The 13,330-nt window shown below is 58.4% G+C and carries 13 protein-coding genes; 12 read left to right on the top strand and 1 reads right to left on the bottom strand.

The genetic code is table 11. The features are described 5' to 3' along the window. Positions 1-121 precede the first annotated feature (121 nt). From ftsZ to dnaE, 9 genes are all read left to right on the top strand, one after another. Positions 122-1,360 (top strand): cell division protein FtsZ, encoded by a 1,239-nt coding sequence (gene ftsZ / locus G439_RS0104705; RefSeq protein ID WP_022868033.1) that lies wholly within the window; start codon positions 122-124, stop codon positions 1,358-1,360. 2 nt (positions 1,361-1,362) lie between these two features. Next, positions 1,363-2,127 (top strand): purine nucleoside phosphorylase YfiH/LACC1 family protein, encoded by a 765-nt coding sequence (locus G439_RS0104700; RefSeq protein ID WP_022868032.1) that lies wholly within the window; start codon positions 1,363-1,365, stop codon positions 2,125-2,127. Between the two features lie 93 nt (positions 2,128-2,220). Then, complete coding sequence (locus tag G439_RS0104695) at positions 2,221-2,682, top strand: cell division protein SepF (protein WP_022868031.1); 462 nt, start codon at positions 2,221-2,223, stop codon at positions 2,680-2,682. A gap of 2 nt (positions 2,683-2,684) precedes the next feature. Beyond that, the gene (locus G439_RS0104690; RefSeq protein WP_022868030.1) at positions 2,685-2,993 is read left to right on the top strand and encodes a YggT family protein; all 309 of its coding nucleotides are present in this window, start codon (positions 2,685-2,687) and stop codon (positions 2,991-2,993) included. 213 nt (positions 2,994-3,206) lie between these two features. Continuing rightward, positions 3,207-3,851, top strand: a complete 645-nt coding sequence (locus tag G439_RS0104685; protein WP_022868029.1) for a DivIVA domain-containing protein — start codon at positions 3,207-3,209, stop codon at positions 3,849-3,851. 77 nt (positions 3,852-3,928) lie between these two features. Next, positions 3,929-4,498 (top strand): signal peptidase II, encoded by a 570-nt coding sequence (gene lspA, locus G439_RS11185; RefSeq protein WP_022868028.1) that lies wholly within the window; start codon positions 3,929-3,931, stop codon positions 4,496-4,498. Beyond that, positions 4,491-5,417 carry an RluA family pseudouridine synthase gene (locus tag G439_RS0104675; protein ID WP_022868027.1) on the top strand — a complete coding sequence of 309 codons (927 nt, stop codon included), beginning with the start codon at positions 4,491-4,493 and terminating at the stop codon, positions 5,415-5,417. Before lspA ends, G439_RS0104675 begins: the two co-directional genes overlap by 8 nt. Next, a complete protein-coding gene (locus G439_RS0104670; protein WP_022868026.1) occupies positions 5,414-5,923 on the top strand; it encodes a GNAT family N-acetyltransferase in 510 nt (169 codons plus the stop codon). Before G439_RS0104675 ends, G439_RS0104670 begins: the two co-directional genes overlap by 4 nt. A 31-nt stretch (positions 5,924-5,954) precedes the next feature. Further along, positions 5,955-9,503, top strand: a complete 3,549-nt coding sequence (gene dnaE, locus G439_RS0104665) for a DNA polymerase III subunit alpha (RefSeq protein ID WP_022868025.1) — start codon at positions 5,955-5,957, stop codon at positions 9,501-9,503. A 145-nt stretch (positions 9,504-9,648) separates the two neighbouring features. On the opposite strand, the gene G439_RS0104660 is transcribed toward dnaE, so the two are convergent. Then, positions 9,649-9,882: an RNA-binding S4 domain-containing protein gene (locus tag G439_RS0104660; protein WP_022868024.1), complete on the bottom strand. Its 234-nt coding sequence runs from the start codon at positions 9,880-9,882 to the stop codon at positions 9,649-9,651. Positions 9,883-10,113: 231 nt separating this feature from the next. On the opposite strand from G439_RS0104660, the gene hisD reads away from it, so the two are divergent. Genes hisD through hisB form a run of 3 tightly spaced genes read left to right on the top strand, consistent with a single transcriptional unit; the run spans position 10,114 to position 13,168 of the window. Then, on the top strand, positions 10,114-11,439 hold the full coding sequence (gene hisD, locus G439_RS0104655) for a histidinol dehydrogenase (RefSeq protein ID WP_022868023.1): 1,326 nt from the start codon (positions 10,114-10,116) through the stop codon (positions 11,437-11,439). Next, positions 11,436-12,560 carry a histidinol-phosphate transaminase gene (locus G439_RS0104650; protein ID WP_022868022.1) on the top strand — a complete coding sequence of 375 codons (1,125 nt, stop codon included), beginning with the start codon at positions 11,436-11,438 and terminating at the stop codon, positions 12,558-12,560. The genes hisD and G439_RS0104650 overlap by 4 nt, the downstream gene beginning before the upstream one ends. Further along, positions 12,560-13,168 carry an imidazoleglycerol-phosphate dehydratase HisB gene (gene hisB / locus G439_RS0104645; protein ID WP_022868021.1) on the top strand — a complete coding sequence of 203 codons (609 nt, stop codon included), beginning with the start codon at positions 12,560-12,562 and terminating at the stop codon, positions 13,166-13,168. Before G439_RS0104650 ends, hisB begins: the two co-directional genes overlap by 1 nt. Positions 13,169-13,330 lie beyond the last annotated feature (162 nt).

Here is a 13,330-nt window from a genome sequence, read left to right as displayed (position 1 = left end):
CTCCCGCGTGTCTGCTTGAAGCTAGCTGGCGTCCCGCCTACGTTCTTTGCGCACAAATGCAGACAAAACATCAACCTTGAACCTGAGGTTGAGGGTTGATGAACATGGGGGAGAGTAACCAATGGCGGCACCGCAGAACCACCTGGCAGTGATCAAAGTCGTCGGCGTCGGCGGCGGCGGAGTCAACGCCGTCAATCGCATGATCGAAGTCGGGCTTAAAGGCGTCGAATTTATCGCCGTCAACACTGACGCCCAGGCTCTTCTCATGTCTGATGCTGAAACGAAACTCGACATTGGACGCGACCTTACCCATGGCCTCGGGGCCGGAGCTGACCCTTCCGTTGGCCGCAAAGCAGCTGAAGATCACGTTGACGAAATCACCGCAGCCCTCGAAGGTGCTGACATGGTGTTCGTTACCGCAGGTGAAGGCGGCGGCACCGGCACTGGCGCAGCGCCTGTCGTCGCCAAAATTGCGCGCGATGGCGGCGCCCTCACCGTCGGTGTCGTCACCCGCCCCTTCTCCTTTGAAGGTAACCGTCGTGCATCCCAAGCCGAAATGGGAGTCGAAACCCTGCGCGACGAGGTCGACACCCTGATCGTCATCCCCAACGATCGTCTGCTTGAAATTTCTGACACCAACATCTCCGTCTTGGACGCTTTCCGCGCAGCCGATCAAGTCCTCTTGTCTGGTGTGCAAGGCATCACCGAGCTGATCACCACCCCGGGCCTGATCAACGTGGACTTCAACGACGTCAAATCCGTGATGAAAGATGCGGGATCTGCCCTCATGGGAATTGGCGCCGCAACCGGCGAAGACCGTGCCCTACGAGCAGTCGAAACAGCGATCTCCTCGCCGCTGCTTGAAGCCTCCATCGATGGGGCGCATGGCGTCCTTATGTTCTTCCAGGGTGGATCCGACCTTGGCCTGCAAGAAATCTTCCAGTCTTCTCAGCTTGTACGCGAAGCAGCTCACCCTGAAGCCAACATCATCTTCGGTAACGTCATCGACGACGCTCTGGGCGACGAAATCCGCGTCACCATTATTGCTGCGGGCTTTGACGACACCCCTGATATGCCGGCAGGGTCCTCGCCGATCGCAGCCCGTCCGGCAACCCCTGTCGCTCAGCAGGCTGGTCCTGCAGCCGAAGAAACTCCAACGCAGCGACGCCTCGGAGAAGTGCCATCGGCGGCTCCTGCCCACCGCGCAGAACCGAAGGTGCCGACACGCGCAGCCGCACCCGCTGCAACGCCTGCCCAACCTGAACCTGCCGTTGAGGAACCGTCTTTGGAAGTGCCTCGCGTCTTTGACGAAGAGGCCGACAAAAACGACGACCTCGATATTCCCGACTTCCTGCGCTGAGTGTGACTCGGACATTGTTGGGCGGCGCCCCGGTTCTCCTGACTCAGGCGGGCCGGGGCGCCGACCCTCTTAGATCCAACCTGGGACTGCACGTCGGCGATGATCCAAATGTTGTCCATCGCAGACGTCGTCTTCTTAGCGAGCAGCTAGAAACGGCGATCGTATGGATGGATCAAACTCATTCCCACACGGTGGCGACCGTATCTTTAACGCGTGAAGGCCCCGTCGTCGTGGACGCCTGCGGTCGACGTCCCCTTGAGGAACTCCACGAGGGCGAGTTAGGTCCCGTTGATGCCGACGCAGTCATCGTCGACGCGCGCTTGTGGAAAGGTGCTCCCGGGGCGGCTGTTATGACCGCTGACTGCGTGCCAATCCTCCTGACTGGATGCGATGGAGCCTTGATAGCTGCGGTGCATGCCGGGCGTAAAGGCCTTCAGGAAGGCATTATCAGTCGCACTGTTAGCCAAATGAGTGAACTCGGCGCCACCCGAATCCAGGCTCTGATTGGCCCGAGTATCTGTGGTAAGTGCTATGAAGTGCCAGCTCAAATGCGAGACGAAGTCGCCCAGACCCACCACGGCGCCCCCGCAACAACCTCCTGGGGAACACCCGCCCTCGACCTCGTGACAGCAGCTGCCGACGAACTGCGAGAACTCGGCTGCCGCGTCGATATTGATGGCAGATGCACCAGAGAAGATCCGACTCTTCATTCGTATCGGCGAGACTGCGCGTGTGGACGTCAAGCCAGTGTGATTGCACCCGCATAAAAGATTGACGTGAGCTATTCGGCGCGCCTGCCGCACATGTGCCGCTGCGGGCACTAATTTGTGCAGTGCCGCTTGATGGGTGAGGAGAAAACAATGAGCGAATCTTTTGGTGCACGGGCACGTAAATTCATGGGTTGGCCAGCTGCTGATGAAGAAATCATTGAGCAGGACCAATTCGAAGAATATGAAGAGATGGCTGAGGTCACTCCCATCGCCCCGGTCGAACACCTCAAGGTTGCCACCCCTGCGCGCCGTGAAACCGTCGTCGAGGCAGAAGATCTGTCCCGCATCGTCACCGTTCATCCCACCGCATACTCGGACGCCATCACTATTGGTGAAGCATTCCGTTCGGGTACCCCCGTCATCGTCAACCTCACCGACATGTCCGAGGCTGACGCGCGTCGCCTCATCGACTTCGCTGCGGGTCTGACTTTTGGCCTCCATGGCGTCATCGAGCGCGTGACCAACAGGGTTTTCCTGCTGTCTCCACGTACAGTCGAGGTGGCAGGTGACACCACCGGTGCTCGACGCGGCTCCCTGTTCAATCAGGGCTGATCTTGGTTGTCGTTTACTGGCTAGGACGGATCATCTATGCCCTGGCTGGTTTATACCTGCTGATCCTCACTCTCAGGCTCATTCTCGACTGGGTGCAAGTTTTTGCTCCTCGCTGGCGCCCAACTGGGCTGATCCTGGTAATTGCGAATATCCTTTACCGCTTGACCGACCCGCCACTGCGTGCCCTGAGGCGAGTGATCCCACCCCTTCGGTTGGCGTCAGGCTTCGCCTTGGATGTCGGCTTCCTCGTTCTATATATCGGCGTTGTGATGATCCAACGTCTTGCGGGAATGCTGACCTACCTGGGGTAGCAAAAACAGGGCCGAAGTCTGATAAATGCGGGCAGAGGTGTTGAATATTACGCAGATCGTGCTCTCATATGTCGTGATCAGTGGTGCTGATGTTAATGATTCCGCTATGCTTCGAGGTGATGTGTCAAAGGGCTGAGGCCATCCGAAGCCCGGATGTGTAGGAGACCCGATCGGTTCCTGTACATCGCACCCCTAAGACTGAGAGGCGAAGAAATGGCTCTGCTCACCACAGAGGACGTTCTCAACAAGAAATTCCAGTACGTGAAGTTCCGTGAGGGCTACGACCAGGTTGAGGTCGACGAGTTCCTTGATGAGGTCGTCTCGACGATCTACACCCTCCAGATGGAGAACACGGATCTGAAGGAGAAGCTGGAGTCCGCCGAACGTCGTATCGCCGAACTCTCCGGTGGCCAGGTTGTCGCTGAGGCTCCTGAAGCTGTTGAAGAGCCCGCAGCGGTCGTCGAAGAGGCCAGCGTTGAGATCGCCGAAGAACCTGTTGTCGACGAGCCCGTCGAGGTAGCTCCCGTGGTCGAGGCCCCGCAAGCCCCGGTCGTTCCGGAATCGGCAGAGTCAGCGACCTCCATGCTCGCCCTCGCCCAGCGCGTCCACGATGAATACGTGCGCGACGGCAAGGAAGAGTCCGATCGCATTATTGCCGAGGCGCGCGCCAAGGGCGACGAGATCGTCGCAGATGCTCAGAATCAGCACGAGACCATCCTCGCTCAGCTGGATCAGGAGCGCGGTCTGCTCGAAACTAAGATCAATGAGCTTCGCACCTTCGAGTCCGAATACCGCTCGAACCTGCGCGGTCACCTGGAGAACCTGCTCAGCGAGGTCAACTCCGGTTCTGAGAACTGATCTTCCTAAATCTTCGGTGATGGCGGCGGCGCCCAGTGCGCCGCCGCCATTGCCATGCCGACTAACTGAGGAGGGCTATGCCGACGCATGGACACCGGCGACTGGTCGCAGGTGCTGCAAAGTGGACTCTTGCACTGGGCATCATCATCACCGCTGTAGTGAGCGATCAGCTCACCAAAGTCTGGGCTCAGTCCAATCTTGAAGAAGGCCAACCCATACCTCTCGTCGGCGAGTTCCTGACCCTACAGCTAGTGCGCAATTCAGGAGCCGCCTTCTCTGTTGGGTCCTCAACAACGTGGATCTTCACCCTTTTTTCCATCGTCATTTTGATTGTTCTGGCAGTCATGGTGCGGCGTGCTAAGACTCTCCAAGCAGTGGCAGCGACCTCGCTACTCATGGGGGGAGCCATCGGTAACCTGATCGACAGAATGATCCAGCCGCCGTCCATTGGCCAAGGTCACGTTGTCGATTTCATCAATTACAACGGTTGGTTCGTCGGCAATGTCGCTGACATCTGGATTGTGTTCGCGGCCGTGTGGATGGCCTTCGCCGTCTCGTCAGAGTTCGCTGATCGAGACGAGAAGAAAACAATCTCTGATCCCAACACACCTGGATCTCAAGACCTTCACGGGACTGCAGATGAGTGAGTCTCGGCTCCTGCCCGTTCCAGATGCCCTCGTCGGAGAGCGAGTGGACGCAGCCCTATCCAGAATGCTGGGACTATCACGAAGCCAATGCGTCGCTCTCATCTCTGAGGGCCATGTCCTAATCAACGGTATGAATGCGTCGAAGTCTGATCGACTGACGGTTACAGACCTCCTGGACATCACCATTCCCGAGCCTGAAAAAACACCGCCGCCGGTGGTTGGCATGGACATCCTCTACGACGACGACGACATCGTGGTCGTCGATAAACCCGTGGGAGTAGCCGCGCACACCGGCCCGGGTTGGGAAGGCCCAACCGTGCTGGGCAATCTGGAAGCCGCCGGATACAGGATCACCACTTACGGTCCGCCCGAACGTCAAGGGATCGTCCACCGACTCGACGTTGGAACCTCTGGCGCCATGATGGTTGCCAAGTCTGAGCTCGCCTATTCGGTGATGAAAAGGGCTTTCAAAGAACGCACAGTCCGCAAGATCTATAACGCGGTGGTTGCTGGACACCCGGAGCCGCCCTCGGGCACCATTGACGCCCCCATCGGACGCCACCCCTCACGTGAATGGCGAATGGCCGTCATCGACGGCGGCAAACATGCGATCACCCACTACGACACCATCGAGTTGATGCCGGGGGCTGCCCTCCTCGACGTTCACCTTGAAACGGGACGTACTCACCAGATCAGGGTCCACATGGCAGCGGTCGGACACCCCTGCGTGGGTGACACCTTCTACGGAGCCAACTCCACCCAAGCCAGCGCCCTCGGACTCGAACGCCAGTGGCTGCACGCAGTGGAACTTGGCTTCTCACACCCACGCACAGGTATGCCCACCACGGTCCGCTCGCCCTATCCCGCGGACTTACAGTCCGCCCTCGACAAGCTACGTCACCCGGAGGCCTCGTCATGAACGCCAACCAATGGCCAGGCCATACCACCGACTCTGGCATCCACGTGCGCGTCGCAGACTCCCAAGAACTGCGTGTGAAAGGCCAAGACGTGCGGTGGGATGTGTTTGTCATCGAACAGTCCTGCCCACTCGTCCTCGAAATCGATGCGCGGGACCAACGCGACGACGTCACCCACCTCGTCGCGATTGACCAGAGCACATCCCAAGTTGTTGGTACCTGCCGCATCATCCCCGACGGCGCCCACCACTATCATCTTGGGCGCATTGCTGTGCGACGCGAATACCGGTCGCGAAAGGTTGGCGCCGCCCTCGTCCAGTCGATGCACGAGGTCGTCGCCCAGCTCACGCCGACTGGCCAGGATGCGCATGTGGTTCTCGACGCACAGGTCCAAGCCAGCGGCTTCTACGCCAAACAGGGATATGTCGAAACGACGGGCGAAATCTTCCAAGACGCAGGTATTGACCATGTCGAAATGGGACGAATCGTCCACGGCTGCGGGCACTGACGAGGACGCTCTACAGCGCTAGGATCGGACCATGGCTGATTCTTTCGTGCACCTCCACAATCACTCCGAGTATTCGATGCTCGATGGGGCCGCGAAAACAAAAGCCATGGCTGAAGAAGCCGCCCGCCTGGGCCAGCCTGCGATCGGCCTGACCGACCACGGCTACCTTTTCGGGGCTTACGACTTCTACCAGAATTGCGTCAAGGCCGGGGTCAAACCGATTATCGGCCTGGAAGCCTACGTCACCCCGGGTACCAGCCGCTTCGACCGGCAAAAGGTGTTGTGGGGAGAACCCTGGCAGCGAAGCGACGACGTATCGGCTGGTGGTTCCTACAATCACCTGACGCTCATCGCATACAACACCACCGGCATGCACAACTTGTTCCGGTTGGGCTCCTACGCATCCACCGACGGGCAATTTGGTAAGTGGCCGCGCGCCGACAAAGAACTACTCAGCCAATTCCACGAAGGGCTCATCGTGTTCACCGGCTGTCCTTCCGGTGCCGTCCAGACGCGCCTGCGCCTTGGGCAATGGGACGAAGCCGTGCGCGAAGCGGGGGAGTTACGCGATATCTTCGGCGAAGAGAACTTCTACGTCGAAATCATGGATCACGGCATCGAATTTGAACGTCGCACACAAAAGCAGCTTCTCGAGTTAGCCGAACTCATGAAGGCGCCGCTGGTGGCCACCAACGACGCCCACTACGTCAAGCAAGAAGACCGCAAAATCCAAGATGCGCTCCTGTGCATTAACTCCGGTTCGCGTATCAACGACCCGGATCGCTTCAAATTCGACGGGGACGGCTACTACATCCGCTCCTCTGAAGAGATGCGCGACATTTGGAAAGAACTTCCTCAGGCGTGCAACTCCACGTTGGAGATTGCCGAACGCTGCGACATTTCCTTCACCACCACCAACGAGGGCGCCAACTACATGCCAGCTTTCGATGTGCCCGAAGGTGAGGACGAGACCTCCTGGTTCATTAAAGAGGTTGAGAAAGGCCTGAACTATCGTTTCCCTCAAGGCATCCCTGACGATGTGCGCAAGCAAGCTGAATACGAGTCAGACGTCATCGTGCAGATGGGATTCCCCGGCTACTTCCTGACCGTGGCCGACTACATCAACTGGGCGAAAGAACAGAAGATCCGCGTGGGACCAGGTCGTGGTTCGGGTGCCGGATCCATGGTTGCCTACGCCATGAGAATCACCGAACTCAATCCCTTAGAGCACGGGCTGATTTTTGAGAGGTTCTTGAACCCCGAACGTATTTCGATGCCTGACTTCGACGTCGACTTTGACGAGCGCAGGCGCGACGAGGTCATCGAATACGTCAAGTGCAAGTACGGCGAGGACCGCATTAGCCAGGTCGTCACCTACGGCACCATTAAAACCAAACAGGCCCTCAAAGACTCTGCGCGCATCCTGGGCAAGGACTTCAAGGTGGGTGAACAGCTCACCAAAGCCCTGCCGCCAGCCATTATGGGCAAAGACATTTCTGTCCACGGCATCTTCGATGAGAATGACAAGCGCTACGCCGAAGCCGCTGAATTCCGCAAATACTATGAAGAGAACAAAGCCGAGACCCAAGAGGTTGTTGACTATGCCCTGGGCCTGGAAGGGCTGACGCGCCAGTGGGGCGTGCACGCGTGTGCAGTCATTATGAGCTCCCATACGCTCACCGACATCATCCCTGTGATGAAACGTCCCCAAGATGGCGCCATCATTACCCAATTCGATTACCCCACGTGCGAAACTCTGGGTCTGCTCAAAATGGACTTCTTGGGGCTGCGTAACCTCACCGTTATCTCAGATGCCTTGGAGAACATAGCGTTCAACGGAAAGCAAGACCCCGACCTCGAACACCTGGATACTACGGATCGCAAGACGTACGACTTGCTGTCGCGCGGAGACACCCTCGGGGTCTTCCAGCTTGATGGCGGCGGCATGCGTGACCTGCTCAAGTTGATGAAGCCCGACAACTTCGAAGATATTTCCGCTGTCGGTGCTCTTTACCGGCCCGGTCCTATGGGCGCGAACTCGCATACCAACTACGCGCTGCGAAAGAACGGTAAGCAGGAGATCACTCCGATTCACCCCGAGCTTGCTGAACCCCTTGAGGAAATCCTGGGGACCACCTACGGCCTGATTGTGTATCAGGAGCAGGTCATGCAGATAGCGCAGAAACTTGCAGGCTACTCGCTTGGCCAGGCCGATATTCTTCGAAAAGCCATGGGCAAGAAGAAGAAAGAGGTTCTTGACGAGCAATTCGTTGGTTTCGAGCAGGGGATGCTTGCCAACGGCTATTCGAAGGAATCGATTCGTGCCCTGTGGGATGTAGTCGTGCCTTTCTCCGCATACGCGTTCAACAAGGCGCACTCGGCGGCCTACGGGTTGGTGTCCTACTGGACGGCCTATCTTAAAGCCAATTTCCCTACCGAATATATGGCGGCGCTGCTGACCTCAACGAAGGACAACAAGGATAAGCGCGCCCTGTACTTGGCTGAATGCCGCCACATGGACATTACTGTTCTTCAACCTGATGTCAACCATTCGATGGGTAACTTTGCGCCTGATGGTGAAAGCATTCGCTTTGGTTTGAACGCTATTCAAAATGTTGGCGCCAATGTCGTTGAAGCCATTGTTCAAACGCGCCAGGAGAAGGGGAAATTCGCCAGCTTCCAGGACTTCCTGGACAAGGTTCCTCAGGTGGTGTGTAACAAACGTACCATCCAGTCCCTCATTAAGGCCGGTGCTTTTGACTCAATGGGGCACACACGACGAGCCATGTTGGCGCGATGCGACGAGGCCGTGGATGCGATTATCGACGTCAAGCGCAATGAAGCGATCGGCCAGTTTGACCTTTTCGGTGGACTGGGAGAGGACATGGGGACGGGTGGAACGGCGACGTTGACCGTTGATATTCCGGATATTCCAGAGTTTGAACGCAAACAGAAACTGGCACAGGAACGCGAAATGCTGGGTCTGTATGTGTCAGATCATCCGCTTCGTGGTGTTGAGGCGTCGTTGGCTCGTTATCAGGATGTTGAGATCACTCAGGTCATTAATTCCGAGGATGGGATGGCCGATCGTGTTGTCAAGATTGCGGGTCTGGTTTCGAGCGTGCAAACGAAGGTGACCAAGCAGGGTAATGCGTGGGCGATTGCCACAATTGAGGACCTGACGGGTTCTGTCGAGGTGTTGTTCTTCCCGCGCTCTTACGAGACGATTCAGTCCTACTTGTCCCAGGACATCATTGTCCAGGTGGAGGGCAAGGTGAATGTGCGTGAGGAGGGCATGAGCGTCTACGGCCAGTCCATGACGCTGCTGGATTTGTCTGATGGTGCTGATTTGCCTTTGGATATTCAGTTGCCAACTGCGCGTTGTACACCTGAACTGCTGACCGAGTTGCGAGGGGTTCTTGAGTCTTTCCCCGGGGGGTCTCCGGTTCGTTTGCATTTGCGTGAGCCTGGGCGTACGACCGTGGTGGAGTTGGATCCAAAACTGAGGGTTGCTCAGTCCAGCGCCTTCTTCTCGCATGTTAAAGCGGTCGTTGGCTTGGACGGGATTATCAGCCAGTAGTCCTGTTCCGCCCCACCCCGCCTTTCCTTTCCCGCGAAGGACGCCCATAACTTTGCCGAGGGACGCCCAAAAGTCTCGCGAGGGACGTCCATCTTGCTGGGTGTGAGTCGGCTACGGTGTCGCCTCTTCGCTGGTGAGCCTAGGGCTAGCGAATGAGTCGCACTCGTGCCCCATAGGTGCCCTCTGGGGTGTCGACCTCGACGAGAGCGTCGTCGCTGAGCTTATGCCCGCGGCGTGTCTCAACTTGACCGTTGACGAAAACGTCTCCGCCTTGGATGAGTTCGCGTGCCATGACCCCGTCTTCGGCAAGATTGGCGAACTTGAGGAATTGGCCCAGGTTAATGCCGCTGGAGACTTCAATGATCGGGACGTCAGACATGGGTTTCCTTTTATGCGAGGACGTGTGGTGGCTTAAGTATTCCACTGCCGTTGGGCTCCAGCTCTTTTGTTCATCAACTTGTGCGTCCCTCGCGAGACTTTTGTGCGTCCCTCGGCAAAGTTATGGGAGTCCTTCGCGGGGAGGTGGGCGGGGAGGGGATGGGCAAGGAAAGGGGAGTCCGAGCATTGGTCGGATTCTCGCCCAAAAGTGGCGATCACCTAGGCTAGAAGCATGAAACGCATCGATCTTCGCGGCACCAACCTGGACGCCTCCAAGCTGCGCCAAGTCCTCCCGCGCGCCGCCCTCGACACTTCCAAAGCCGTCGAGGTCGTCACACCACTCATCGCCAGGGTTGCAAACGAGGGCGCCCCTGCCGTCTACGAGTTGGCAGAGAAATTCGATCGCGTGCGTCCCGCTCATCTGCGAGTGCCTGCGCAAGCAATAAGCGACGCGTTGGACAATCTTGACCCCCAAATTCGCCAAGCACTCACCACAGCTATCGAGCACAATCGCGTGGGGCACACCCAGCAGCTTCCCGCCCCAGCCCAAGCCCAGATCGTCCCCGGAGGCACAGTTACCCAGCGGTGGCTGCCAGTGTCTCGCGTGGGGCTGTACGTGCCCGGAGGATTGGCTGTCTACCCGTCCTCGGTTGTCATGAATGTCGTGGCCGCCCAAGTCGCTGGCGTCCCCTCGATCGCCCTGGCCTCGCCTCCCCAAAAAGAATTCGGGGGACTGCCACACCCGACGATCCTCGCCGCCTGCGCCCTGCTCGGCGTTGAGGAAGTCTGGACCATCGGCGGCGCTCAAGCCATCGCAGCTTTCGCCCACGGACTGACCGACGGACAAGACCGCTTAGAACCAGTCGACGTGGTGACGGGACCCGGCAACATATACGTGGCTGCGGCAAAACGCGTCGTCCAAGGCCTCGTAGGTATTGATGCTGAAGCGGGCACCACAGAAATCGCGATCATCGCTGATGCCACGGCTACGCCAGAGTATGTGGCGGCTGACCTGGTGAGCCAGGCTGAGCACGATCCGGCCGCAGCGTCGGTACTCATCACCGACTCGGTGGAACTTGCTGACCGGGTCGACGAACTCGTCCACACCCAAGCAGAGGCCACAACCCACACCGAGCGTATCCTCACGGCTCTTGGAGGACCCCAGTCCGGCATCGTCCTCGTCGACTCGATTGATGACGCGATTGCAGTGGCAGACGCATACGCGGCAGAACACTTGGAAGTACACACCGCGAATGCCCGCGAAGATGCTCTGCGCATCAATAACGCTGGCGCAATCTTCGTCGGCTCATATACTCCCGTGCCTCTGGGCGACTACATCGCAGGCTCGAACCACGTCCTGCCCACCGGCGGCACCGCGCGCTTTGCTTCCGGACTCAATGTCACCCAATATCTGCGCAGCCAGCAGGTCGTCGAATACACGGCAGACGCACTCGCAGGCTTGTCGCAGCAACTCGACACTTTGGCGCGCGCCGAAAACTTGCCCGCACACGGAGCCGCCGCCCTCGTACGTGAAGGAAAAGGGAGCGCAGCGCAATGACAACGCCCAAACTACGAATCCCCGTGCGCGAAGACCTCGCGGGACTCGAACCCTACGGAGCACCACAGCTAGACGTTCCCGTCAGACTCAACGTCAACGAGAACCCCTACGCGCCCTCGCAAGCAGTCATTGACGATATTGCCTCGTCAGTGGCTCAGGCTGCCGCCACCTTGAACCGCTACCCGGATCGGGACTTCCCGGCCTTGCGCGCCAGCCTGTCTGCCTATCTCAAAGCTGAATCTGGCGTGGATATTGACCCGAAGAATATTTGGGCGGCCAACGGTTCAAATGAGGTGATGACGCAGATTCTCCAGGCTTTCGGCGGTCCGGGCCGCACGGTGGTCTCCTTTGCGCCCACCTACTCGATGTATCACGAGTATGCGCGCGACACGAACACCCGTTGGGTCCAAGGCGCCAGGCGCGATGATTTCTCACTGGACCTTGATGAAGTGGCCCGCACCCTAGATGCTGAGTCTCCGGCGGTACTGATCCTGGCTTCGCCCAATAACCCCACCGGCACGGCGCTCCCCGTGGACGCTCAGCGTCAGATTCTTGCAATGACGCGCCAGTCGGGACCTGTCATTGACGGCGTCAAGACCGCAACCCTCGTGGTCATCGACGAGGCTTATGGCGAGTTTCGCCGCGAAGGCGTTCCTTCGGCGTTGGAAATGCTGGGCGATCATCCTCACCTCGTGGTTTCGCGCACCATGTCGAAGGCTTTCGGTATGGCTGGGCTGCGACTGGGGTATATGGCCGCTGCTCGTCCAATCATTGACGCCATTATGCTGGTGCGCTTGCCGTACCACCTGTCCGCCGTCTCCCAAGCAACAGCCCTGGCTGCGCTACGTCACCGCGAAGAACTCATGGCACAGGTGGCGTCGCTACGCGTCGAGCGCGATCAACTGGTTGACTGGCTGCGTGCGCAAGGCCTCCAGGCCTTGGATTCGGACGCCAATTTTGTGCTTTTTGGTCAATTCGAGGACCGTGACCGCATATTCCGTGATTTGCTGGACCGAGGAGTCCTCATCCGAGTGGTTGGCCCGCAAGGCTGGTTACGAGTCAGCGTCGGAACGCCCGAAGAAACCCAAATGTTTAAGAATGCTCTCAAGGAGATCATCTAATGAGTACAGCACCGCGCATTGCAGTGATTGATCGCGTGACCTCCGAGTCGCAGATCCACGTTGAAATGAACTTGGATGGCACTGGGCGCACCGACATTTCCACAACCGTGCCCTTCTACGATCACATGCTCACGGCTTTGGGTAAGCATTCCCTCATGGACTTGACGGTGCGAGCCGAGGGTGACATTGACATCGACGTCCACCACACTGTCGAAGACACCGCGATTTGCTTGGGGCTGGCCCTGAAGCAGGCGCTGGGTGATAAAGCGGGCATCCGCCGTTTCGCCGACGCCACTGTTCCGCTCGATGAGGCGCTGGCCCGCGCCGTTGTTGACGTGGCGGGACGTCCATACATTGTTCACGAGGGCGAGCCTGCCGGCCAAGAATTCCATCTCATCGGAGGCCACTTCACCGGCTCAATGACACGCCACGTGTTCGAGTCCCTGACCTTCAATTCGGGCATCTGCTTGCACATGCAAGTTCTGGCCGGACGCGATCCTCACCATATTGTTGAAGCCCAATTCAAGGCCCTGGCGCGGGCTCTGCGTTTCGCCGTCGAACCCGACCCGCGCGTTGAAGGTATCCCGTCGACTAAGGGTGCTCTCTGAATCGCTATGTCCACAACACCTGAACCTGAGGATATTGACGCCCAGTTCCGTGACCTTGTTGCGGGCTTGGACGTGGAGGCGGGCGCAGACACTGCCGCGGTAGACGAGGACAAGACCGCAGGTGTTGAGTTGCCGTCAGAAGGCACAGCATCTGAACATGAA

The organism is Schaalia vaccimaxillae DSM 15804 (assembly GCF_000420425.1).
GTDB lineage: Bacteria > Actinomycetota > Actinomycetes > Actinomycetales > Actinomycetaceae > Pauljensenia > Pauljensenia vaccimaxillae.
The sequence above is the reverse complement of the archived record's forward strand: the minus strand, read 5'-3'. Positions and strand labels throughout refer to the sequence as shown.